The sequence below is a fragment of the Pseudomonas benzenivorans genome, assembly GCF_033547155.1.
Taxonomy (GTDB): domain Bacteria; phylum Pseudomonadota; class Gammaproteobacteria; order Pseudomonadales; family Pseudomonadaceae; genus Aquipseudomonas; species Aquipseudomonas benzenivorans_B.
Genome location: NZ_CP137892.1, coordinates 3031636 through 3054997 on the forward strand (window position 1 = coordinate 3031636; position 23362 = coordinate 3054997).

General features: G+C 61.6%; 17 protein-coding genes and 1 pseudogene. 9 read left to right on the plus strand and 9 right to left on the minus strand.

What is annotated here, in order from left to right; genetic code table 11:
• Positions 1-27: 27 nt before the first annotated feature.
• Complete coding sequence (locus SBP02_RS13920) at positions 28-1704, minus strand: DUF1302 domain-containing protein (RefSeq protein ID WP_318642573.1); 1677 nt, start codon at positions 1702-1704, stop codon at positions 28-30.
• Between the two features lie 21 nt (positions 1705-1725).
• Positions 1726-3150 carry a DUF1329 domain-containing protein gene (locus SBP02_RS13925; protein WP_318642575.1) on the minus strand — a complete coding sequence of 475 codons (1425 nt, stop codon included), beginning with the start codon at positions 3148-3150 and terminating at the stop codon, positions 1726-1728.
• A gap of 451 nt (positions 3151-3601) precedes the next feature.
• Here SBP02_RS13925 and SBP02_RS13930 point away from each other — a divergent pair, with 451 nt between their 5' ends.
• Positions 3602-4183 (plus strand): TetR/AcrR family transcriptional regulator, encoded by a 582-nt coding sequence (locus SBP02_RS13930; RefSeq protein WP_318646340.1) that lies wholly within the window; start codon positions 3602-3604, stop codon positions 4181-4183.
• 174 nt (positions 4184-4357) lie between these two features.
• Here the strand turns inward: SBP02_RS13930 and SBP02_RS13935 are convergent, their stop codons facing one another.
• The 7 genes from SBP02_RS13935 to SBP02_RS13965 all read right to left on the minus strand — a co-directional run bounded on the left by SBP02_RS13935 (position 4358) and on the right by SBP02_RS13965 (position 14491).
• On the minus strand, positions 4358-5428 hold the full coding sequence (locus tag SBP02_RS13935) for a phosphotransferase family protein (RefSeq protein WP_318642577.1): 1071 nt from the start codon (positions 5426-5428) through the stop codon (positions 4358-4360).
• Positions 5429-5517: 89 nt separating this feature from the next.
• Positions 5518-8547 carry an efflux RND transporter permease subunit gene (locus SBP02_RS13940; RefSeq protein WP_318642579.1) on the minus strand — a complete coding sequence of 1010 codons (3030 nt, stop codon included), beginning with the start codon at positions 8545-8547 and terminating at the stop codon, positions 5518-5520.
• 4 nt (positions 8548-8551) lie between these two features.
• Positions 8552-9637, minus strand: coding sequence for an efflux RND transporter periplasmic adaptor subunit (locus SBP02_RS13945; protein ID WP_318642581.1), 1086 nt, complete (start codon positions 9635-9637; stop codon positions 8552-8554).
• Between the two features lie 17 nt (positions 9638-9654).
• Entirely contained in the window at positions 9655-10437 is a 783-nt protein-coding gene (locus SBP02_RS13950) for an SDR family NAD(P)-dependent oxidoreductase (protein ID WP_318642582.1), read from the minus strand.
• Positions 10438-10582: 145 nt separating this feature from the next.
• Positions 10583-12742, minus strand: coding sequence for a 3-hydroxyacyl-CoA dehydrogenase NAD-binding domain-containing protein (locus SBP02_RS13955; protein ID WP_318642584.1), 2160 nt, complete (start codon positions 12740-12742; stop codon positions 10583-10585).
• A 124-nt stretch (positions 12743-12866) separates the two neighbouring features.
• Positions 12867-13013, minus strand: coding sequence for a hypothetical protein (locus SBP02_RS13960; protein WP_318642587.1), 147 nt, complete (start codon positions 13011-13013; stop codon positions 12867-12869).
• 587 nt (positions 13014-13600) lie between these two features.
• On the minus strand, positions 13601-14491 hold the full coding sequence (locus SBP02_RS13965) for a LysR family transcriptional regulator (protein WP_318642589.1): 891 nt from the start codon (positions 14489-14491) through the stop codon (positions 13601-13603).
• Between the two features lie 128 nt (positions 14492-14619).
• Here SBP02_RS13965 and SBP02_RS13970 point away from each other — a divergent pair, with 128 nt between their 5' ends.
• From SBP02_RS13970 to SBP02_RS14000, 8 genes and pseudogenes are all read left to right on the plus strand, one after another.
• A complete protein-coding gene (locus SBP02_RS13970; RefSeq protein ID WP_318642591.1) occupies positions 14620-15492 on the plus strand; it encodes a histidine phosphatase family protein in 873 nt (290 codons plus the stop codon).
• Positions 15493-15509: 17 nt separating this feature from the next.
• Positions 15510-16748, plus strand: a complete 1239-nt coding sequence (locus SBP02_RS13975) for an acyl-CoA dehydrogenase family protein (RefSeq protein WP_318642593.1) — start codon at positions 15510-15512, stop codon at positions 16746-16748.
• A complete protein-coding gene (locus tag SBP02_RS13980; protein ID WP_318642595.1) occupies positions 16745-17776 on the plus strand; it encodes a phosphotransferase in 1032 nt (343 codons plus the stop codon). Before SBP02_RS13975 ends, SBP02_RS13980 begins: the two co-directional genes overlap by 4 nt.
• A 621-nt stretch (positions 17777-18397) precedes the next feature.
• A complete protein-coding gene (gene qhpR / locus SBP02_RS13985; protein ID WP_318642598.1) occupies positions 18398-19435 on the plus strand; it encodes an AraC-like transcriptional regulator QhpR in 1038 nt (345 codons plus the stop codon).
• A 6-nt stretch (positions 19436-19441) separates the two neighbouring features.
• The gene (locus SBP02_RS13990; RefSeq protein WP_318642600.1) at positions 19442-20518 is read left to right on the plus strand and encodes an AraC family transcriptional regulator; all 1077 of its coding nucleotides are present in this window, start codon (positions 19442-19444) and stop codon (positions 20516-20518) included.
• 1368 nt (positions 20519-21886) lie between these two features.
• Positions 21887-22120, plus strand: a pseudogene (locus tag SBP02_RS20950) (HAMP domain-containing protein); the annotation flags it as partial.
• A gap of 141 nt (positions 22121-22261) precedes the next feature.
• Entirely contained in the window at positions 22262-22981 is a 720-nt protein-coding gene (locus SBP02_RS20955) for a methyl-accepting chemotaxis protein (protein ID WP_404824394.1), read from the plus strand.
• 50 nt (positions 22982-23031) lie between these two features.
• Entirely contained in the window at positions 23032-23274 is a 243-nt protein-coding gene (locus SBP02_RS14000) for a hypothetical protein (RefSeq protein ID WP_318642604.1), read from the plus strand.
• Positions 23275-23362 lie beyond the last annotated feature (88 nt).

The window sequence follows — 23362 nt, forward strand, 5'->3', positions numbered from 1 at the left end:
CTACAACAGGAGTATTCACAGCATGCCTCACATCGAGTGCGAAATCGCCAGGCCAACGTAATCCCGATCACGCAGCAACTGGTCGTAAGGGGTATCGCCATCGTTGAACTTCGCGTAGTTCAAACTGACTTGCCAGTTACCCGGGTTGCGCACGAGGTTGAGATACAGGTTCATCGCGCTGGAGTCCCGCGTATAGGTCGAATAGATCGATGGCGTGCGGCCGTTGCCCAGGGAGCGCTGGTAGTAGATACCCGGCGTCACAGTCCAGCCCGGGATCAGGGTGCTGTCATAGGTCAGGCTGAAGTCGAGGTGAATCCCCGAGGAGGTCGCATCGCCGTGGGCCTTGGGCGGGAACTGCGACAGATCTTCCACCCAGGTGTTGCCTCCCGCAGCGACCAGCTCACCGTCGTAGCTGTCGTGCAGCCCCGGATACTTCACCAGCACCAGTTCCGACAGGAAGGTACCGGTGCTCGCCCCGGTGAAGTCGAGGAAGTCCGGGGAGTTGGCGTTGGTCAGGCTGTAGATACCCGTCAGGTGCCACTGGAATTTCTTGGTGTCCTTCCAGCACTCCCCTCCCCGCCCCGAACAAGGCGCTGGGCCAAAGGCGAGACCGGGCAAGGGGTTGAGCGGCACCGCCTCCTTGGGTCGATAGGACAGCTCGGTACCCACGGCCCAATCGCCGACCGGCAGGTTGGCACTGATGCCATAGAGCATGCGGTCTTCCGGGTAGACCCAGGTGGGCGCGAACGTGGCCTGGTTGTAGCTCACCTGCGGCAGCTTGTCGTGATAGCGCATCACATAGAAGCCATAGTTGACGTCGCTGTCCTCCGGCTGCCAGCGCACCGAGAGTCCCCACTGACCGCTGTCACGGGCATCCTTGTCGTCGTAGCCGTAGGCTTCCAGGCCCTCGCCGATCACGTTGTAGGTCGACCAGTAGCTGCCCACTGGCGGCAGTTCGCTCTTGTTCCAACCGAACTGGTAGTAGGCCTCGACGTTCACGCCGTAACCGAGCCCGGTGGCGACGCTGAGCATCGGCGCCGGCAGCACGGCTTCCTTGAGCTGTACCCCCGGGCTCGAGAGGGCCTGGAAGTCATAGGAGTTGGTGGCGTTGACGCCACCGATGGCGAACAGGCTCTCGCCCCAGTTGATCACCTGGTTGCCCAGGCGCGCCCGCACCCGGTGGTCTGCCACATCGAAGCTCTTGCTCACCCACAGGTCGAGCAGGCGCGCCTTGAACCTGAGCTCATCGCGCGCGTCGTCGGTCAGCCCGTCGCTGCCGATATCCGAGCCCATGGCCTGCCAGAACTGCGTTTCGGCACCCAACGCCCCCGTGGTGTCGGTGGCGGCGAAGTCACGCTTCCAGCTGCCACGCGCCATGAAGGTGAAGTCCTCGGGAAACTTCAATACCAGTTCGTGAACGCCCTTGATGTAATTGGTGAACAAGTCGCCCTTGCCGTAGTTGAGGTTGCCCTGATCGCCGATACCGGAGACGGTCGGATCCAGACATCCACCAGGAGCGCCGTGCCCGGTCGCACCGGCGTTGATCAGATCGCACCCCGGAGACTGGGTGCGCACCCCCATGCCCCAGCCAATGGTGGAATCGAACGAACCGCGGATATTCTCCGTCTCGAAGGTGAAGCCCATGGCCAGCGGTGCTGTGCACGCAATGACCAGACCTGATGCTTTAGAAATTATTCTTTTCATGTCGGCTCCCAAAGTTCGCAATTAGCGTTCGCTGATGGTCCGCAGGTTGTCGGAGGTGTAGAAGTCGCGCTTCATACGCGGGTTACCTTCGCTCTCGGTTAACCAGCGGTGATCCTTCTTACCCACGCCTATGGAGGTCATGTCGTACAGGTAGCGCCCATCCACAAGGTTGTACTGGACCTGGGCCGCGACATCGCAGCTGCCGGTCTCGTAGACCGGGATCAGGTGACCTTCGCGCACCTTCCAGATCTGCCCTTGCTTGTCGTAGTCGACGGCCAAAAGGCCATTCCAGCTGTCTTCATCGATGTAGAAGACCCGCTTCGGCGCCTGGTGACGCATACCCTGACGAACCGTGGCCTCGACGACCCAGACACGATGCTGCTCGTAGCGACGGTACTCGGGGGCGAAATAGTCGGGCTGGGCCACATCATCGATCTTGGCCGAGGTGTCATAGGCGCCGAACGCGTTGTAGGGCACGATCAGTTCCTGCTTGCCAACCAGTTTCCAGTCGAAGCGATCCAGAGGGCCGTAGAAGATGTTCGACTCATCGATGGTGTACTGGTTGTCGAGACCGATCTGCGGCGCGTCGTAGGAGTAGGCGGGCATACGACGTACGCGACGCTGACCGGGGAAGTAGTAGAAGGTGGTGGTCTCCTCACCGGCCTTGGTGTTCAGCACACCGGCCTGCCCGGCCAGGGACACCGGGTCGTAGTAGCTGAAATAGGTGGCGGTTTCCAGCCGGTCATGGGACGAGAACAGCGAACTGCCCTTCTCCCCCCACGGGGTGTACATGTTCCAGTCCAGCGAGGTACGCAGCCAGTCACCACCGGCCTTGCGCGGCGAGATGCCGGAGATCGTCTTGGCCATGACGAAGCCCACGCCGCGGTAATGCATTTTCATGTTCCACATCACCTCGGCACCGGTGGTGGGCATGGGGAAAGGAATTCCCGGGACATGAGCTTCCTGCAAGGCCAGGCCATCACCGTCCAGGGTGGCGAAGCCAACGTTCTTCTTGGTGTTCTCGGCGACGAAATCCGGCACGCCACAGCTGCGGCGGGTGGGGTAGACATCCATGCGGAAGCCCGGGAGCTTCTTGAACAGCTCCAGTTGGGCGGGCGACAGCTTGCTCGAATACTGCGAGACATTGCTGGCATCGATGCTATAGAGCGGCTTGTCATCCTTGAACTTCCAGTGCTGACCACGCACCTCGCCGTAGGTCCAGTCTCCGCCCTGCGGGCCAGGTGGAGTCCATGCCGGAATCGCCCCATCGGCGCTTGCCGCTGCCTCTGCTCCCAACGGAGTCAGCTTGGTACCTAGCAATGCAGGATCCTTCTCCGCAGCTTGAACCGCACAGATGGCGGCAGATGTCGCCAATGCCACGACCAGATGCCTTGCGCCAGTGAAGGTGGAGATACCGAGGCGCGAGTACTCAATTACTTCATTCATTGGAAAGTCCTCATGGGGCTTTTACCGGCGACCCGAGCGTCCTGGCAGGGAGAGTCGGGCTGTGCCACACTTTTAGTCAATTGACTTGATCGCTTGACCAAGTCAATTGAACAAAGCAAGACACATGCCATCCAAGTTAACGAAATTACTCCTTATTTTTCATATACTTATGATTAATTAAACAGCACCGATGGCGATACCCAAATACCCAGAACGCACCAATCCAGACCGCACCCGCACCATTCTGGGTATTTACGAAACACTCGTTACGCTAATCTTGCAATGTCCGCTGTCTGCGAACCTGCACGCATGACTACAGGGAAGGATTAGCACAACAGTTGATACATCTCGCCCCATTACTCGGCGGATACTGTTGCGGTAGCATCCGCCAGCGTTGAAAGCGAGTCCCATGAAGACAGTTAAGCAGGCAGCCAAAGGAGATCAGATAGCTATGGCCAGAGTGGGCGCTGAACTGCGCAGACAGGACTTTGTAGAAGCGACCGTCAAGGTGATTGCAGAGTATGGCGTTGCCAACGCCACGACTCGGCGCATCGCGGCTGCCGCAGATTGCCCTCTGGCAACGCTGCACTATGTATTTCACACCAAGGACGAGCTGTTCTATGCGGTCTACGAGTCTCTATTCAATCTGCCCCATCAGGCGTTGGAGCATGTGGCCGCCGGTTCAACCGCTGCCGATAGCGCGGCGGAGATGCTGCGCCATCTGATCACCTGGTTTACCGCGCATCCTGAACTGGCCAAGGCTCAAACCGAGCTCTTCTACTGGACGCTGCGTAACAATCCCGAGATGGCGAGCAAGATCTTCGCAGTTGCCTCCGAGGCCATCGAGCGCGAACTCGAACGAGCCATCGGCAGTCAACTCGACCCGGCGTTCTTGCAATCGACCAGCCGCTTACTCATTCAACTGGTCGACGGACTGATCATCGCCTGGGCCGCCCATAAGGACTCGGCGCGGCTCAAAGCTGAAACCGAGACGGCCTGCCAGGCGCTGAAGCTGTTCGTGGCAAACCGCTGATCGCTCTGCGCTGACGCACTTACCCGCCTGCTTCAGCCTCTGGCGGCTTAGCCGCGGGACAATTTGCCCGACCAGTCACACTCGAGCCGAACCCCGCCAGGTGAAGCTGTCACCGGGGACCCGCAGGAGCCCGGTCCACCTCAGCCTCACCAAGCGACGGTGGCGTGACGCGCCTTACAAGCGCGACCGAGAAATGACTTGCAGGGCCGCCTGCTCCAGTACTCTGTTCATCTGGATGAACTCGGCGAAGCGCGGGTCCCGCGTCTGGCCATGGTAGAAGCGGTAGTAGATCTGCTGGACGATGCCGGCCAGGCGGAACAGGCCGTAGCAGTAGTAGTAATCCAGGTTTTCGATGGCCGGCAGCCCGGCCTGCTGCGCGTAGTAGTCGGCGAACTGCTGGCGGGTCAGCATGCCCGGGGCATTGCTCGGCTGGCGGCGGATCGACTGCATGGGCTGTGGGTCGCCCGCCTCGATCCAGTAGGCCAGGGTGTTGCCCAGATCCATCAGCGGGTCTCCGATGGTGGTCAGCTCCCAGTCCAGCACGCCGATGATCCGCATCGGGTTGCTCGGGTCGAGAATGACGTTGTCGAAGCGGTAGTCGTTGTGCACGATGCCCGGCTTGTGATGGTCGGCCGGCATCTTGTCGTGCAGCCAGGCCTTGACCGGCCCCCAGGTCGGGGCATCCGGGGTCAGTGCCTTCTCGTAACGGCTGATCCAGCCGCCGATCTGGCGCTGCACATAGCCCTCCGGCTTACCCAGGTCACCCAGACCGCAGGCCTGATAATCGACGTTGTGCAGCTCGACCAGCTTGTCGATAAAGCTCTTGCACAGCGCGGTGGTCTGCTCGGGGCTGAAGTTCAGCTCCGCCGGCATGTCCGAGCGCAGGATGATGCCCTTGACCCGCTCCATGACATAGAACTCGGCGCCGATCACCGATTCGTCGGTGCAGTGCACATAGGCCTTGGGGCAGTAGGGGAAACCGGCATTGAGCTGGTTGAGAATGCGGTACTCCCGGCCCATGTCATGCGCCGACTTGGCCTTGTGGCCGAACGGCGGGCGGCGCAGGACGAACTCCTGCTGCGGGTATTCGATCAGGTAGGTCAGGTTCGAGGCGCCGCCGGGGAACTGGCTGATCCTGGCCTCGCCGGTCAGGCCGGGGATATGGGCCTTGAGGTAGGCATCGATAACGGCGGCGTCGAGTTCTTCGCCGGTGCGGATACCGATACTTTGGTCTGTCAGCGTCATGCTCGTCTCATCTGTTGCGGGTTGTTGAACGGGACCTCCCGACCCGATGCGGCCGCCCACGGCCGCCGAGACGGAGGTCCAGGGCTGGCTCATGGTGCGCGATAGATCAGCGCATAGAGCACCGGCAGCACGACCATGGTGAGGACGGTGGCAAACAACAGGCCGCCGATGATGGTAATGGCCATGGATACGAAGAAGGCGTCGAAGACCAACGGGATCATGCCGAGCGCCGTCGTCAACGCGGCCATCGCCACCGGGCGCAGGCGACTCGCCCCTGCATCGATGATCGCCGACAACAATTCCTTGCCTTCGTCGCATTCCAGATCGATCTGCTCGATCAACACGATGGCGTTCTTGATCAGCATGCCGATCAGGCTCAGGAAACCGAGCAAGGCCATGAAACCGAAGGGCTGCCCGGTAAGCAGCAGGCCGGCGGTCACGCCGATAAGGGCCAGCGGGACACATAGCCAGATCACCAGTGGCTGGCGCAGCGTGTTGAACATCATGATGGTGATCAGCACCATGAGCGCGATAAACACCGGGATGGTCGCGGCAAGACCGGCCTGAGCCTTGCCGGCGTCCTCGTACTCCCCGCCCCACTCTAGGCTGTAGCCGGGCGGCAGCGGTAAGGCTTCGGCCTGCGGGCGCAGCCGCGAGAACAGCTCGTTCGCATTGCCTTCCCTCGGGTCGGCGTAGACGGTGAGCGTGCGCTTGCGGTCGCGCCGATGGATCAGCTCGTCCTCGAAGGTGGTCTCGAACGATCGCACCACCTGCTGCAAGGGAATCATCCGCTGCGCCACCGGGCTCCAGATCTGCAGATTCGCCAGGCCATCGATGTCGTTACGCGACGCTTCGTCGACGCGCACGATGATCGGCAGCAGCAGGTCCGCCTCGCGATGGACGCCCGCGGTCACGCCCTGGAAACCCTCCCGGATCGCCGCCGCCACCATGGCACGGGTGATGCCGTTGACGTTGGCCTGCTCCTCGGCCAGGGTCGCTCGCACCAGCTTTACCCGTTGCCGCCAATCGGTGCGCACCGCCTTGGCGTCGGGATCTCGCCGAAAGATCTGCTGCACCTGGTCGCCGAGCCGGCGCAGCTCATCCGGATCAGGCCCGCTGAGCCGCGCCTGAATCTTGCCGCTCACCCCCGTGCCGAGCTCGAACGGCGAGGCATAAGCCAGCGCATCCGGGAAGCGGGTGGCGAGCTCGACCTCGACTTTCGCCATGAGGTCGGCGATGACGCGGTAATCGTCCACGCTGACCAGAAACTGCGCGTAAGCCGGGTTGGGCTGCTCCGGCTGGTAGGTGAGCAGGAAGCGCAGCGCGCCCTCGCCCAGGGTGGTGGTCACGTGTGTCACCCCGTCCTGCTCCAGCAGCAAGTGCTCGACCCGCTCGGCTTCGGCGCGCGTGGCGTCTATATGCGTGCCTTGGGGAAGCCAGTAATCCACCATGAACTGGGGACGTGTCGAGCTGGGGAAGAAGCTCTGCTCGACCCAGGTAAAACCCCACAGGGAGACGGCGAACAGACCGGCCACGCTTGCCGTGCTCAGGTAGCGGCGCCTGATACAGGCACGCAGCAAGTCCTTGTAACGACGGTAGAAGCCGCCGCCGTAGGGATCCGCATTTACCTGATCGGCCGTGGGCGCTTTCAGAAACATGACACAGAGCAGCGGCGTCACCGTGACCGCGGTCACCCAACTCAGCAGCAGCGAGACCATCACCACTTGGAATAGCGAGCGACAGAACTCGCCGGTGGCGTCGTTCGAGGTACCGATCGCGGCAAAGGCCAGTATCGCGATCAAGGTAGCGCCGAGCAGCGGCCAGGCCGATTGCTTGACGACGGTGGAAGCCGCCTGTTCGGCACTTTCGCCCTTCTGCATGCGGATGAGCACACCGTCGACCACCACGATGGCGTTGTCGACCAGCATGCCCAGCGCGATGATCAAAGCGCCTAACGAGATACGCTCGAGCGCGACGCCCATCGGTTCGAGAAACAGGAAGGAACCGGCGATGGTCAACAGCAGCACGAAACCGATCAGCAGCCCGCTACGCAGGCCCATGAACAGCAGCAGTACCGCAACGACGATGGCAACCGCCTCCAGCAGGCTCTCGACGAAGCCCGAGATGGCGGTGGTGACGGCCTCCGACTGCAGGGACACGATGCCGAACTCCATGCCGACCGGGCGCTGCCCCTCGAGCTCCGCCATACGCGCCTGCAGCGCCTCGCCCATGGTCACCACGTTGCCGCCGGAGACCGTGGAAATGCCGAGACCGATACCGGTCCGACCGTCGAAGCGGATTTCGGCGGCGCTTGGCTCCACATAGCCGCGCCGGACGCTGGCGAGGTCCCGCAGATGGAACTGCCGGCCGTCGCCGCCATGGATCAGCAAAGCCTCGAAATCGCCTACCGAACTGAGCCCACCCGATGGCGCCAGGGTGATGAAGGCCGAGCCCACCCGCGCTCGACCGGCATCCGTCGCCACCCCCTTCTGACGCAGTTCCTCGACTATGGCGGCGGGCGCAAGACCCAGCTGCGACAGCCGGTCACTGTTGAACTCGACGAAGATGGCCTCGCGACGCTCACCGAAGGTGGTGATCTTGCCGACGTCCTGCACCAGCAGCAGCTCGCGGCGCAGCCCATCCACGTAGTCTTTGAGTTCGGCATAGCTGTAGCCGTCGCCGGTGACCACCAGGAACACGCTGTAGACGTCACCGTAGTCGTCGAGCACGATCGACGGCCCGGCACCCGGCGGCAGATCGCGCTGCACATCGTCGATCTTGCGCCGCAGCTCGTCCCAGACCTGGGGCAAACTCTCGCGGTCGTAGTTGTCCTTGACGGTCACGGTCAGCGTCGACAGCCCACGCTCGGACTTCGAGCGCACGCGCTCCAGCTGCCCGAGTTGCTGCACGGCTTTCTCCAGTCGGTCGCTGACTTCCTGCTCCACCTCCAGGGCTGACGCCCCCGCGTAGGGCGTGACGACCAGTGCCTCCTTGATGGTGAACTCCGGGTCTTCGAGGCGGCTCATGCCGTTATAGGTCAATAACCCGGCGACGAGCATCGCCCCGGTGAGTACCAGGGTGACCAGGCGCTTCTTGATGGCGACGGCGGCGATATCCATCGGCTCAATCCTCCAGGGCGTGCACGGGGAAACCGTCGCTGAGCGTGTGCACGCCCGAGACCGCGATGCGGTCGCCAACCGCAAGTCCGGAAGTTACCAAGACGCTGTCGCCGCTCAGCTCACCCAGGGTCACAGGGTGTTGCTTAACCGTGCTGCTCTGCGCATCGAAGAGCCAGACGAAGGGTGTGTTGTCGGGCGCGGCCACGACCGCATCGACAGGAACGTGCAGGCCAGCCGATGCGGTCCCCGCCGGCAAGTCGTAGGCCACGTGCCCGGTCATCCCGGGGCTGACACTGCTGCCGGCCGGCGGTTCGAAGCCGACGGTGACGCGGAACGTGCGGGTCACCGGGTCGGCCATGCTGGCGAAAGCGGTGATCCTCGCCGCAATCGGTTGATCGGGCAGCGAACTCAGCACCACGCGGATCTGCGAGTTGATCTCCTCGATGTCCGCGGCCGAGTCGACACGCTGCGAGCGAATCCAGAGCGCCTCGGGAACCTGGACGCGCATTTCCATGGCATCGTCGCTTTGCAGTATCAGTACCGGCTGCTTGGCCTGCACGTTGGCGAAGTCTTCCACCAGCTTGCGCGCGACACGCCCGACGAAGGGCGCGCGCAGCACCGTGTCCTCGATGGCCTTGGTGGCCTGGCGCAGGTTCGCTTCGGCCACCGCCAGATTGCGCCGGGCGCGATCGAGCTCCTGCGCCGCCACGGCCCTCGCCTTGAACGCCGCCTCGTAGCGTTTGAGCTCCACCTGCGCGGCGTTGCGTTCCGCTCGCGCCCTATCCCGCTCCGCCTCGTAGTCCCTGGGGTCGAGTCGTGCCAGTACGGTACCGGCCTCGACCCGCTGCCCCTCGGTGACCGGAATATCGATGATCCGACCGGAGACCTCGAAGGCCATGTCCGATTGCTTGACCGCCGAAACGCTGCCAGGAAACCGCAGCGTTCGAGCGGCCTCGGTTTCGCCCAGGGTGAACAGTTTTACCGGTCGCGATACCGGTTGGGCCGCTTCCCGCTCCGGCTCACCGCAGCCGGCAAGCGCCAAGGCCAAGCACAGAGACGCCGCCCGGATGAGGCGTTTACTTGGTTTCATGTGCACCCCCTTCGACATCAAAGACTACCCACCAGATGACCGCCATCGACCGCCAGCACGCTGCCGGTCATAAACGCGCCGGCATCGCTGGCCAAGAGCAGGAACGGCCCCTCCAGTTCCTCTAGCTCGCCCAGCCGGCGCATCGGCACCATGGCGCGGATGTAGCCATCGCCCTTGTCGCCCGCGAAGAAGGCCTCGTTCATCTCGGTCTTGAAGTAGCCCGGGGCGATGGCGTTGACCCGGATGCCGAAGCGCGCCAGCTCCAGCGCCAGCGACTTGGTCAGTTGCACCACGCCGGCCTTGGCCGCGCAGTAGTGGCTGTAGCCGGTGCCGACGCGCAGGCCGAGGATCGAGGCAACGTTGACGATGCTGCCGCCACGCCCGGCCTGAGCCAGGCGCTGTGCGGCAACCTGGGCCACGCGCCAGACGCCGTCGAGGTTGGTCGACAGCATGGCGCGCCACTCCTCCTCGCTAATTTCCAGCGGGCGCTGGCCATTGCCGATGCCGGCGTTGTTGAGCACCACCTCGACCACGCCGAAGTGCGCCTCGGCGGCAGCGAAGGCTGCCTCCACGCTGGCCCGGTCGGTGACGTCGAGCACCACCGACAGCGCCTGACCGCCCTGCGCCTGGATATCGGCAGCGAGCTGCGCGAGCCGCTCGACGCGCCGCGCCGCCAGTACCACCTGGGCACCGGCACTAGCCGCCACCCGCGCCAGGTGCGCGCCGATGCCGCTGGAGGCACCGGTAATCAGCACCACGCGATTGGCGAGGGAGAAGTTCTGGGCGTAATGGTGAGTCATCGGTAAACCTCGGACAGCAGGGAAAGCACCTTGCGCCGTCAGCGCAGCATATCGGCTGGCTGGCCAGGCTCGGCGGGTTGACGGAATAGCGGAGCGGCAGGCCCAGCCACGAGGGACCGGCTGCCGGTCATCGCGAGCGGGTCGATTAGCGCACCCGCTCAAGAAACTTCAGGTTTGCCCCGGCCGATTGGGCTGGGAGCCGCTCGATTCGACTGCGGCCAGCGGCCACCAGGCGCTCCAGCAATGGCGCCGGGCGGAACCACATCTCGCCGTACTCGCCAAGCGCACGGCGGTAGTGCTGGATGCCGCTCAGGATCTTGTCCAGCCCCAGGTGCTCGGCGTAGTGCATGGGCCCGCCGAGGTGGGCGGGAAAGCCGTAACCGTTGATCCAGACCAGATCGATATCGCTGGCACGCAGGGCGATGCCTTCGTCCAGCAACTGGATGCCCTCGTTGATCAGCATGAACAGACAGCGGTCATGGATCTCCTGCTCGCCGATAGCGCGCCGAGTAACATCCAGTTCACCGGCCAAACGCTCGGCCAGCGCCATCACCTCATCGTCCTCCTGGCGGCTGCGTCCCTGGTAGAGGTAGAAGCCACGCCCGGACTTCTGTCCGTAGCGGCCCATGGCGTACAGCTCGTCACCGAGGCGGCAATAGCTCTCGTCGTGAGCAGAAGCGGCACGATTGGAACTGCGGATCAGGAAGTTCACGTCAATGCCGGCCAGATCCAGCATGCTGAACACACCCATGTTCAGATCCAAACCGGTGAGCACGGCGTCCACCTGCGCCGGTGTGGCCCCCTCCAGCACCAGGCGGTGAGCCTCGCGCGCGTAGGGTTCGAGCATGCGATTGCCGATGAAACCGAAGCAGACGCCAGAGATCACTGGCAGCTTGCCGATACGTCTGGCGATGGCCATGGTGGTGGCCAGTACGTCCGGCGCCGTGGCCTGGCCACGCACCACCTCCAGCAGGCGCATGACGTTGGCCGGGCTAAAGAAATGCAGACCGATCACGTCCTGCGGACGAGAAACGACCGCGGCAATCGCGTCGACATCCAGTGACGAGGTGTTGCTGGCCAGGATCGCTCCCGGCTTGCACACCTTGTCCAGCATGCGAAATACCTGCTGCTTGATCTCCATCTTCTCGAATACGGCCTCGATCACCAGATCGGCATCGGCCAGATCGGCATAGTCGAGGGTACCGAACAGCAGCTCCATGCGCTGCTGCATCTGCTCGGCAGTCAACTTGCCGCGCTTGAGACTGGCCTCGTAGTTCTTGCGGATCTGCGTCAGGCCACGCTCCAGTGCCTCCCCTTCGCGTTCGAGCAGGGCCACCGGGATGCCGGCATTGGCGAAATTCATGGCGATGCCGCCGCCCATGGTGCCGGCGCCGATGATCGCCACCTTGGCGATGCGACGCAGGCGGATGTCCTCGCCGATACCCGGAATCCGCGCCGCCTCGCGCTCGGCGAAGAACACGTGGCGCAGTGCCTTGGACTGACGCGAAGCCTCGGCCCTCTTGAACAGCGCCATTTCTCGCGCCAGCCCTTCCTCCAGCGGCAGCAGGCAGGCGGCCTCCATTGCCGAGAGCACAAGGCGCGGCGCCAGGCGGCTTTTCCAGCGCGGCTCGTGCTCGGCACGGTAGTGGGCGAGAAAATCGTCCGGTAAACCTTCCGCCGGCTCCGGCCAGGCCTCGGCCGGTCGCGCCGGGGCACAGCAGCCGATCAGCTCGTAGGCATAGGCCTTGGCCTCCTCCAGCAACTGCTCGGCGCTGGGCGCGATGCGGTCGAGGATGCCCAGCAGGCGGGCGGTCTGCGCATCTACCTGTTCGCCGGAGAGAATCATGTTCAGCGCCGATTCGACGCCGATCAGCCGCGGCAGGCGCTGAGTACCGCCCGCGCCGGGCAGCAAGCCCAGACTGATTTCCGCCAGGCCCAGCCGTGTGCCCGGCTCGCCTATGCGGTAACCGCAAGCCAACGCCAGCTCCAGACCACCGCCCAGGGCGAGCCTGCCGATAGCAGCCACCACCGGTTTGTGTATCTCGGCCAGGCGCACCAGTGTGCTGGGTAGATCAGGCTCGGCGAAGGACGCATCGGTGCCGAACTCACGGATATCGGCGCCAGCACTGAACAGGCCGCGTTCACCATGGAGGACGATGGCCTGGACTCGCGGGTCGCACGCAGCGCGTTCACAGGCCTCGGAAATGGCCGCACGCATCGACTGATCCAGGGCGTTGACCGGTGCACGGTCAAGGCCGATCAGGGCCAGGCCGTCGTCGAGGCGGTAGTGAATCAGGTCGCTCATTTGAGATCCTTGGATAGCGCGCCCGGCAATCGGGCCTGGCAGGTTGCATGTCAAAAAAACAGTCGATCACATGCTCAAGGCATGAGCGTCGAACAGGCTGGACACCGTGGTGGCCCTTGCGTCGTCAAAAATTTCGGAAAACGTCGCCGAAGCTGGCAATCGGATACACCGGCTGGAGCTTGGCGGCGCTCATCCTGGCCTGGAACTCACAGGAGTAGATGGCACCCGCCAACAGGGCCACGCTCAGACAGGCGAAGAAGACTCGACGCATGGCGAACCTCCGTCGTTCGGCCGCAGCCAAACGCAGTGTCTTTTATTGTTAGGTAGCGAGATTCTGATCAGAACCCAGGGTTTTCGCTTTGCAGTTCATGCCACAAAATATTCAAATGATGTCACCGCCACGCAGCTGGCCGATTGCCTTGCTGCAGGATCACGACAATCCGCGCTGAGCGGCCCTGTGCTCCACCCACTTTCTCGTGCGGACATTCGCGATGACGCCCTTCGTTCATGGCAACACTCTGCTGGGCTTTGCAGACGTCGCTCTGGCCCAAGGGCTGAATCCACGGCCACCCTGGCCGAGGTCGTCCTGCAGCAGGGCGCGCAGGCCTTGGGTAACCGGTGATACGCCATTCAGAATGCCGGCTCGTTGGGCGAAGCACTGCCGGCCTTGAGCCAGTACTTACATGTCCACAGCAATGGCGTGCAGCTCCAACTCGGATGTCACGGCGGATAGACCGCTGTACGATCTACCGTGGTAGCTGCGCTGCCAGAGAAGGATGCATAGCCGCCGGCATAGCAGGTGTAGCCCTCCGTAGGCATAAAGGCGTTGGGCGTTGCTCACCCTCTTCGCCACGCGCGTTACTGCTTCATCAGCTTGAGGATCAACTCGCGCAACCAGTGATGGGCCTTGTCCTGATCGGCGCTGCGGTGCCAGTACAGGTGCCACTCCACGGCCGCCACCTCGAAGGGCAGCTCCAGAACCTTCAGATCGGAGTTTTTCGCCAAAGACAGGGGTATCGTCAGCGCCAAATCGGTTTCCTCGACCAGCTTCAGCGCAACCAGATGATGCTTGGTGCGCATCTGAATCCGGCGCGGTCTACCGAGCCCGCTCAGGACCGCATCGACGTGTCCCACGCCCTGGCGACGGCTGGAAACATGCACATGGGAAAGCGCTAGATATTGCTCCAGCGTGAGGCTGCGACCGACTTCGGGATGATCTTGTCTCACCAGACAGACATAGGGCGCCGCCATCAGCGGGCAGTGTCGGAGGTCCGGATGATTCATCACCGGCACATCGATGGCCAGGTCCAAATGCCCGGAAGCCAGATCCTTGACCATGTCCGAGCGCGGTACCGGATAACTGGCCAACGATACCCCCGGTGCCTGCTTTTGCAGCGCCGCAAGCAACATGGGAAGCACAGTCAACTCGTTCACATCGTGCATGCTGATGCTGAAGCTGTGCGCAGCAATTGCCGGGTCGAAGCGATCGCCAAGTTGCACGCTGGTATTGAGCAGGTGCAGTGCCTCACGCACCAGACCGATCATGTTCTCCGCAACCGGGGTCGGCATCATCTCCCTGGGAGCACGAACGAACAGCGGGTCGTCCAGACTGCCTCTCAAGCGGCTCAAGGCGTTACTAACCGCCGGCTGAGTAATGCTAAGCCGCTCGGCTGCACGGGTGAGATTGCGTTCGGTGTAGATCGCGTCAAACACCATAAACAGATTGAGATCGACGTTCTGCAGGCGCATCGGGGTTATCCGTCCTCTATCGACATAAAAACAATGAATTAAGATGCATAGATAAAATAAAGTACGTCAATACAAAAACAACACTTATCCTTTCTTCAATCAGGGCAGCACTGTCGCAGTGGAACACCTTGGAAGGGACCTTCCATCTGGTTCAGAGCCCGGATCGTCGCAACGAAGTCAGGGGCATCACCATGAGAGGGGCCGCCACCGTTTCCACCGCGCGGACTGGGATGGGCGCGGCGGGCCTGTTCGAAGTCGCCTGTTTCACCCCGAAACCCGGGAGCGGCACCTCACCGCTCCGGCACTACCAACCGGTAAACCAAATGGCGGAACTCTTTCTCATTCGGCACGGCCAGGCTTCCTTCGATGGCGACGACTACGATCAACTCTCGGCACTGGGTTATCGGCAGTGCCAATGGCTCGGCGAGTACTTCAAGGAACGCGGAGTCACGTTCGAACGGATCGTCTGCGGCGAGATGACCCGCCATCGGCAATCGGCAGACGCCATTTGCCAAGGCCTGGGCATCACGGCGGCCTACGAAACGCATCCGGGTTTCAACGAATTCGATTTCCAGAAGCTACTGCTGGGATTTGGCACGACCTATCCGGACCAGGCGGTCCGCGACTGGAGCAACCAGCGGGACGTCTTTCGCTGCCTGCGCCGGGCCATGCTGGCCTGGTCCCAGGAGGAGTTGCCCGAGACCGCCGTTCCGGAGCGCTGGCAGGCATTCGCGCAGCGGGTCGGCAGGGCACTGGACTTCGCACGCCAGGGGGCGGTTGGCAAGACGCTGATCTGCACCTCAGGCGGCACCATCAGCATGGCGCTGAGCCAGCTGATGGGGTTTGACGCAAATACGCTGATCAACACCAACCTGGGGATGCGCAACGCGTCGATCTCCCACTGTTTTTACAAGCAGGGAAGCACCCCCTACGTCACCGGATTCAATAGCGTTCCCCATCTGGATACCCCGGAGCGCCTGGCATCGATCAGTTACATTTAAGCCGAAGGAGCTGTCCCATGGATTTTGAGTTTTCCCCCAAAGTACGCGAACTGCGTGAACGCCTCCTCGCGTTCATGGATGAGCACATCTATCCGAACGAAGCGCTATGGGAGGAACAGGTAGCCGAAGGCGATCGCTGGGAACCCCCGGTGCTGCTGGCAGAACTGAAGGCCAAGGCCAAGGCCGACGGCCTGTGGAATCTGTTCCTGCCCAGTACCTATGGCAAGTTCAGCCCCGGGCTGAGCAACCTGGAGTACGCCCCGCTGGCTGAGATCATGGGGCGCGTCTACTGGGCCTCGGAAGTTTTCAACTGCAATGCGCCGGATACCGGCAACATGGAAGTGCTGGCCAAATACGGCAACGAAGCGCAACAGCAGCAATGGCTGACACCGCTGCTGAATGGCGAAATCCGCTCTGCATTCGCCATGACCGAACCAGAGCTGGCCTCCTGCGATGCCACCAACGTCGCGACCTCGATCGTCCGGGATGGCGACGACTACGTGATCAACGGCCGCAAGTGGTACATCTCCGGCGCTTGCAACCACCATACCCGCATCTACATCGTCATGGGCAAGACTGACCCGAACAACAGCAACCCGTACCTACAGCAATCGATGGTGCTGGTTCCAGCCGGGACCCCCGGCGTGACAGTGGTTCGCCCGATGAGGGTGTTCGGTTACGACGACGCTCCCGAAGGCCACGCCGAGCTGATCTTCGATAACGTTCGGGTGCCGGCCGGCAATCTGCTGCTGGGCGAAGGCCGTGGCTTCGAAATCGCCCAAGGTCGCCTGGGGCCAGGCCGCATCCATCACTGCATGCGCACCATCGGCCTTGCCCAGCGTGCCCTTGAACAGATGTGCGTGCGCGCCGAGACCCGGATCGCCTTCGGTCGTCCGTTGAGCAAACAGCAGTCGGTACGCGAGGCGATTGCCCTGTCCGCATGCGAAATCGAACAAGCCCGACTGCTGACGCTGAAAGCTGCCGCGAAGATGGATCAGGGCGGCAACAAGGCCGCCAAGGACCTGATCGCGATGATCAAGATCACCGCCCCGAACATGGCCTGCACCGTCATCGACCGGGCGATCCAGATTCACGGTGCCGCCGGCGTCAGCCAGGACACCTTCATGGCCCGCGCCTATACCCTGGCCCGCTCGATCCGCCTGGCGGACGGCCCCGACCAGGTTCACATGATGCAGCTGGGACGCAACCTGTCCCGCGAGATCCATGACCGCCTCAGCGCCGGAGAGAAAGCATGAGCCGCGCCGTTGAAAACCTCGACCTGACGACCCTGCTGCCCTATCTGGAAGCCCATGTCGAGGGCTTCGCGGGACCGATGCAGGTGGAAAAGTTCTCCGGCGGCCAATCCAACCCGACGTTCAAGATCACCGCCAAGTCCGGCATCTACGTGCTGCGTCGCCAACCGCCGGGCAAGCTCCTGCCATCCGCCCATGCCGTCGACCGCGAACATCGGGTACTCAAGGCGCTCGCCGGCACCGACGTCCCGGTGGCCCGGGTCTTCCATCTGTGCGAAGACCCTGCCGTGATCGGCTCGATGTTCTACGTCATGGAGTTTCTCGAAGGCCGGATTTTTTGGGATGCTGCCTTGCCCGAAGTCGGCAAGGACGAGCGCAGCGCGATCTACGACGAGATGAACCGGGTGCTGGTCGCCTTGCACTCGGTCGATATCGAAAAGGTCGGATTGAGCGACTACGGCAAGCCCGGCAACTACTTCCGCCGCCAATTCGACCGTTGGAGCAGCCAGTATCGAGCCACTGAGCTGGACCGCATTGAGCCGATGGAACAGCTGATGGCCTGGCTGGAAAGCCATATTCCCGAAGACGATGGCCGTGTTTCCCTGGTCCATGGTGACTATCGCCTCGACAACCTGATGCTGCACCCGACCGAACCCAGGGCGATCGCCCTTCTCGACTGGGAACTCTCGACCCTGGGCCACCCATTCGCCGACCTCGGCTACCTGTGCATGCAGATGCGCATGCCGGTGGTCGGCACGGTATCGGGCCTGCGCGGCAAGGACCTGAAGACGCTAGGGATCCCGTCCGAACGAGAATACGTCGCGACCTACTGCCAGCGGATGGGAATCGAGAAGATCGACAACTTCAGCTTCTATGTCGCCTTCAGCTTCTTCAGGCTGACCGCCATCATCCAGGGCGTTGCCAAGCGCGCGATAGACGGCAATGCCTCCAACAAAAATGCAGCCGAAATGGGCCAGTACGTTGCGCCTCTGGCCGAACTGGCGCTGGAAGCGATCGCCGAGCAGCCATGATAGGCCGACGAGCCAACCGCGAAGGTTGACTGTGGATCATCGGCGCTGATCCCAAGCTGCGCTCAAGGCGTGCCGAGGCACGCCTTTGGCTCGGCAAACCTTGTGGCCCGGTATCCTTCAGCGGAGCCGCGGCCACGCTCACCTCAGTCGCCGCAACACCCTCCGGTGCGCGGCAGCAGTGGTTTGCGCCGGGCGGGATCGAGTTTTCCAAGGTATGGGGCCGAGCCAGCCGTACGCCATGACGACACTTGCGTCGTCAAAAGTGTAGGAAAACGTCGTCAAAGCTGGCAATCGAATACACCGACTGGGGCTTGGTGGCGCTCATCCTGACCGGAAACTCGCAGGCGTAGATGGCGCGCTAGCATGGCCACGCTCAGGCTGGCGAAGAAGACTCGGCGCATGGCGAACCTCCGTCGTTCGGCCGCAGCCAAACACAGTGTCTTCTATTGTTAGATGGTTAAATTTTGATCAGCGCCCAGGATTGGCGCTTTGCAGATCGAGCCATAAAATATTCAGATCATGCCACTACCGCGCAGCCGGCTAAGGGCCTTGCTGGAGGATCATGACAATGCGAGTTCAGCGGCTCTGTACCTCACCCAATCAGTCGCGTGGACATTCGCGATGACATCCTTCGTCCATGGCATCGCCCTGCTGGGCTTCGAAGACTTCGCGCTCGCTCAAGGGCTGGATCCACGCGCCACTCTGGCCGAGATCGGCTTACCCTGCGATGCCAAGGATGGGGTGATCTCCGGCGTGCAATTCAACACCCTGCTGGAGCTGTGCGCGCGGCGCTCGGCAAACCCTCTATTTGGCCTACAGCTCGGTCTGCAGCAAGGCGCGCAGGCCCTGGGCAACCTGTGGTACGCAATTCAGAATGCCGGCTCGGTGGGCGAAGCGCTGCAGGTCTTGATCCAGTACTTCCATGTCCACAGCAATGGCGCGCAGCTCCAACTCGAATGTCACGGCGGATACGCAAGGCTCATGTACGAGGTGACGGATGGGGAGGCCCACTCGGTCCGTCAAACCGTTGAGCTGGCCATAGGGATAAGCGCCCATCTGATGCAAGGTCTGCTGCAGCATGCGTGGCAGCCACACAGCTTGCAGCTCAGGCATTCGCCCGTCGCAGAGCCCAGCGCCTACTGCCGCCTGCTGGGAATCACGCCCCACTTCAACAACTCGGTCAATGCCTGGGTATTCGACGAGAGGCTGCTGAATATCCCCCTCAGCACCGCAGACCAGAGGCTCCGCCAACTGGTTCGGGAGCATCTCGACGAACTGGCGCGGATCACCCTGCAGGAACTGCCCAGCTATGTGCAGAAGCTGTTGCGCACCTGGCTTCCCCATGGCCAGGTGTGCATTGAACAGGTCGCCGCGCACATGCAACTCAGCCCCCGTTCCCTGCAGCGCTACCTACGGGCGCAAAACACCAGTTTTCAGGCGTTGCTGGACGACACGCGACAAGCACTGGCCACACGTTACCTGCGTGAATCATCACTCAGCCTGACGCAACTTGCCGGGCTTCTCGGCTACGCCGATCTCAGCACCTTCTCCCGAGCTTTCAAGCGCTGGAATGGCATAAGCCCGCAGCAGTGGAAACACCACCAGCAATCCTCGCCAGCCGCTGTTTCAAGAGCAGTGCCAGACCGCCACGGCGAGTAGCAGATCATGTCCTTTAATCCGTTCGTCCGCGCCCTCAGCCTCATCGGCTTCGCCGAGTTTGCCACCCAGCAAGGGCTCAATCCGGTGGACATGCTGCGTCGTGCCGCACTGCCGCAGCAGAGCCTAGAGCGACACGACGGCATCATTGCCTTCCGGCGCTACTGTGCGCTGCTGGATATCTGCCAACGCCAGTCGGGCAACACGCTGTTCGGCTTGCAGCTCGGGCTCTTCCAAGGCGTCAATGTATTCGGCGAACTGCTCTATCTAATTCGCAATGCACGGACGGTCGCCGAAGCCCTGGACGAGCTTCGAGATCATTACGCGCTCTACAACGGCGCAGCATATATAGGCCTCGATATCGACGGCGATACCGCGACCCTCAGCTACCGGGTAACCGAGCTGGACCTGCCCGGCCTGCCGCAAGCAGAAGAACTGGCTTGTGCTGTAGGTGTGCAGTTACTGCGTGCTCTGATAGGCGATAGTTGGCGGCCAGAGGCTATCCTGCTAAGGCACCCTGCTCTGCAGGACGAGGCAAGCTATCGGCAAGCGCTCGGATTTCTGCCTAGCTTTTCGGCGCACTGCAGTGGCTTTCAATTTTCGACCTCTGCACTCTCGTTGCCGCTGAGCACCGCTGATACCAGGCTGCAGCAACTGATCGTTGAGCACATGAAGAGAATGGAGCGCCTATCGGCTGACGACCTGGCCAGCTACGTCAAAGTACTGCTCCGCCATCTGCTCCCCAGCGGCCGCGCCACCGTCGAAAAGGTCGCCGACTGCATGGCCTACAACACCCGCACCTTGCAGCGTCGCCTGAGCCAAGAAGGCACGTCCTTTCAGCAACTGCTCGATGAAACACGCCAGGACATGGCGTGCCACTACCTCGAAGACCCGTTTATCAGCATGACACAAATGTCAGGGCTACTGGGGTACTCCAACCAGAGTGGATTCTGTCGAGCATTCAACCGCTGGTTCCAAGTCACTCCCCTGGCGTGGCAAAAGCGCAACAGCCCCAACCAACAACCACGCCTGCTGCGCGACTCCCGTCTGAATACCCTGCATAGACGATCCGAGGGCGACAATTGATGGGTGGCAAGAACCGTAGTTGCACGGCCGGAGCAAGTGCTGAAAGCTGACTTGGACTGTGTGCCGCTCCGGGATCTTTGCGACAAGATTAGGCAAGTCGGAAACTGTTACTCCTCGCTGCAACAGGGAGCGATCTTGACGGGTAGCTTCTACACAATCCAGACACGAGACCGCACGACCACAGCCCCCTGATCGACTACCTGCCCCTCCACCAGCGCTCACACCGATAAAAAGAAAAGTTCTTCTATTGCCTCAGGGCTTTGGCAGGGTTCGTGCTTTAGTGGTCATATGACCAAGTCAAACGACCAACACTCGAAGGACAGACTTGCCCTTGATCCTTGGCAAGAGCATTGAGCACATCGCCAGCGCCAACAGCCTTGGCCATCGGCCTAGTCTCTGAATTGGGCATGAACCTGAGGAGGCACAGAAGCCAAAGGGTACCGAGCAGCCTTATGTCGTCAGCAACACATCGCGGGAAACGTCCCAAAGGAGCCAGCCTTGCATTACCTCTCTCACCTCCTGCTCAACCTTAGCGTCCGCAAAAAGCTGCTTGCGGGTTTCAGCCTGATCCTGGCAATCACCTTGTGCGTCGTCGGGATCAGCCTTTCCGTACTCGACACCACGCAGAGTCGTTTCGAAGACCTGCTCGCGGTCAATGAGATCGATACAAAGCTGAGCGAAGCCCAGTTGAATGAGAAGAACTTCATTCTGAAGGGAGATGCCCAGTACCTGAAAAAAGCCCTGGCTCTGGCCGATGAGGTTTGGGCCCAGGCCGAAATGGTCGAGAAGCGCCTGCAGCTACCCGAGAACAAAGCGCTCATGCAGCAGATCCAGGCGGAGGTGATCGGCTACCGTGAAAAATTAGTCAGCCTTAATAAAGCCACTGCGGCAAAACAGGCAGCCCAAAAAGCTATGGAGAGTTCCGCTCGTACAGCATTCGATCAGTTCGAGAAGCTAGATGAGATGCTCAAGCAGGCCGCTGCCAAGCAGATACGCATGGCCGGAGACCCTACCGCCGTCCGCTTGCTCGAAAGCGCGAACCAGGCCAATGAGATGGCGATGGAGCTGCATGACGTACGCCGTGTCGAGAAGGACTTCATCATGCATAAGGCGGCGGGCGATGCAGACCAGGTACAAGAGTACTTTTCCATGCTCGATTACACCGGGACGCTCTTGCTTGGCGAGCTCGATGACCCGACAGCCCGAGCCGACCTTGAGAACGCCCTCGGCCAGCTATCCAGCTACCGCGAGCAATTCGCCGTGCTCCGGCAGAACCTGGAAAACCTCGATACCACAGAACAGCAGATGGCCGAGCGCGCACGCCTGGTTGCAGCTTCATCAAGCAAGTCCCTGGAGCTGCAACTCGAAATGCTGCGGAGCGAGGCCGTCCAGGCCCGTACTCTGCTGGTCGGAGCAGCCGTCATAGCTTTCCTGTCCGGTCTGCTCTGTGCGCTATTGGTTACCCAGCTGATCGTTGGCCCACTACAGCGCGTAGTTGGGATCGCACGCAAGGTGGCTGGCGGCGACCTGACCGAAGATATCCATAGCGAGCGCCGTGACGAACTGGGATTGCTCATGCAGGCCATACAGGACATGACCAGGAGCCTGCGTGATCTGCTTGGAAGGTTGAGTGGGGGGGTTGCCCAACTGGCCATAGCTGCCGACGGATTGTCGGGAATAACCAAGCAAACCAGCGACGGCGCGACAGCACAGCGCATAGAAATCGAGCAGGCAGTCACCGCGATGTGCGAGATGGTCGCCACCGTGCAGGATGTGGCGCGCAATGCAGAGTTCGCTGCGGGCTCTGCGCGCCAGGCCGATCAGCAAACCCATGAAGGTGGGCTGACAGTTCAGCATGCCATCCAGTACACAGAACAATTAGCCTGCGCCGTTGAGAAGTCCGCCGAGGCAATTGGCCGCCTGAAGGACGACAGCGCCAACATAGGTACGGTTCTCGACGTCATCAAAGGCATTGCAGAGCAGACCAACCTGCTGGCGCTCAATGCGGCGATTGAAGCGGCCCGCGCTGGCGAGGCCGGCCGGGGTTTTGCCGTCGTCGCCGACGAAGTACGTGCCCTGGCGCGACGCACCCAGGAGTCTACGGCACAGATCCAGCACCTGATCGTCACCCTGCAGAGCGGCGCGCAAAGCGCTGTAGTGACAATGGAAGAGAGTCGCACCATGGCCAGTGACACTGTATCGGCTGCGCGGCAGGCGGGGGCTGCGCTAGCTGCCATCGACCAGGCGGTGTCGCAAATTCAGCAACTGAACCAGCAGATTGCCACAGCGGCAGAGCAGCAAAGCGCCGTCGCAGATGAGATCAACCGAAGCGTCACCAATATCCGCGATGTCGCTGAGCAGGCCGCGGCATCAAGCGAAGAAACCTCGGCGGCCAGTGCCGATCTGGCTCGTTTAGGCGGTGAAATGAAGCAACTAGTAGAGCGTTTCCATTTGTCAGCGTAGAGAGACCTTCAGAAAAAGTGCTCCTGACCAATCAACGGAAGTGTATTGCTATGACCACAACTTTTTATGTTCGCACCCAGTACGACGGGAAAGACCACAGATCTGTAGAGGAAATTTATTTTTACGATGAGGATGGGGAGGAACAGGTTGATCAGAGGATCACAGAACTCTGTATTGATATCACCACCTGTGCCGACCAAGGCGTTGATACATGGTTTTTTATTAGAGAACAGGTTGAGGTTCGCCTGATGAAGGCCGGCATCCCCTATCACGAAGTTCAATTTGAAGAGTAGCCCCAGATAGACGAGTCGACTGGGGTTCGGTTTCGTGCGAGCAGCACCGTAAGGCAAGGACAGCATCCGCGATTACTGTGGCGATAAC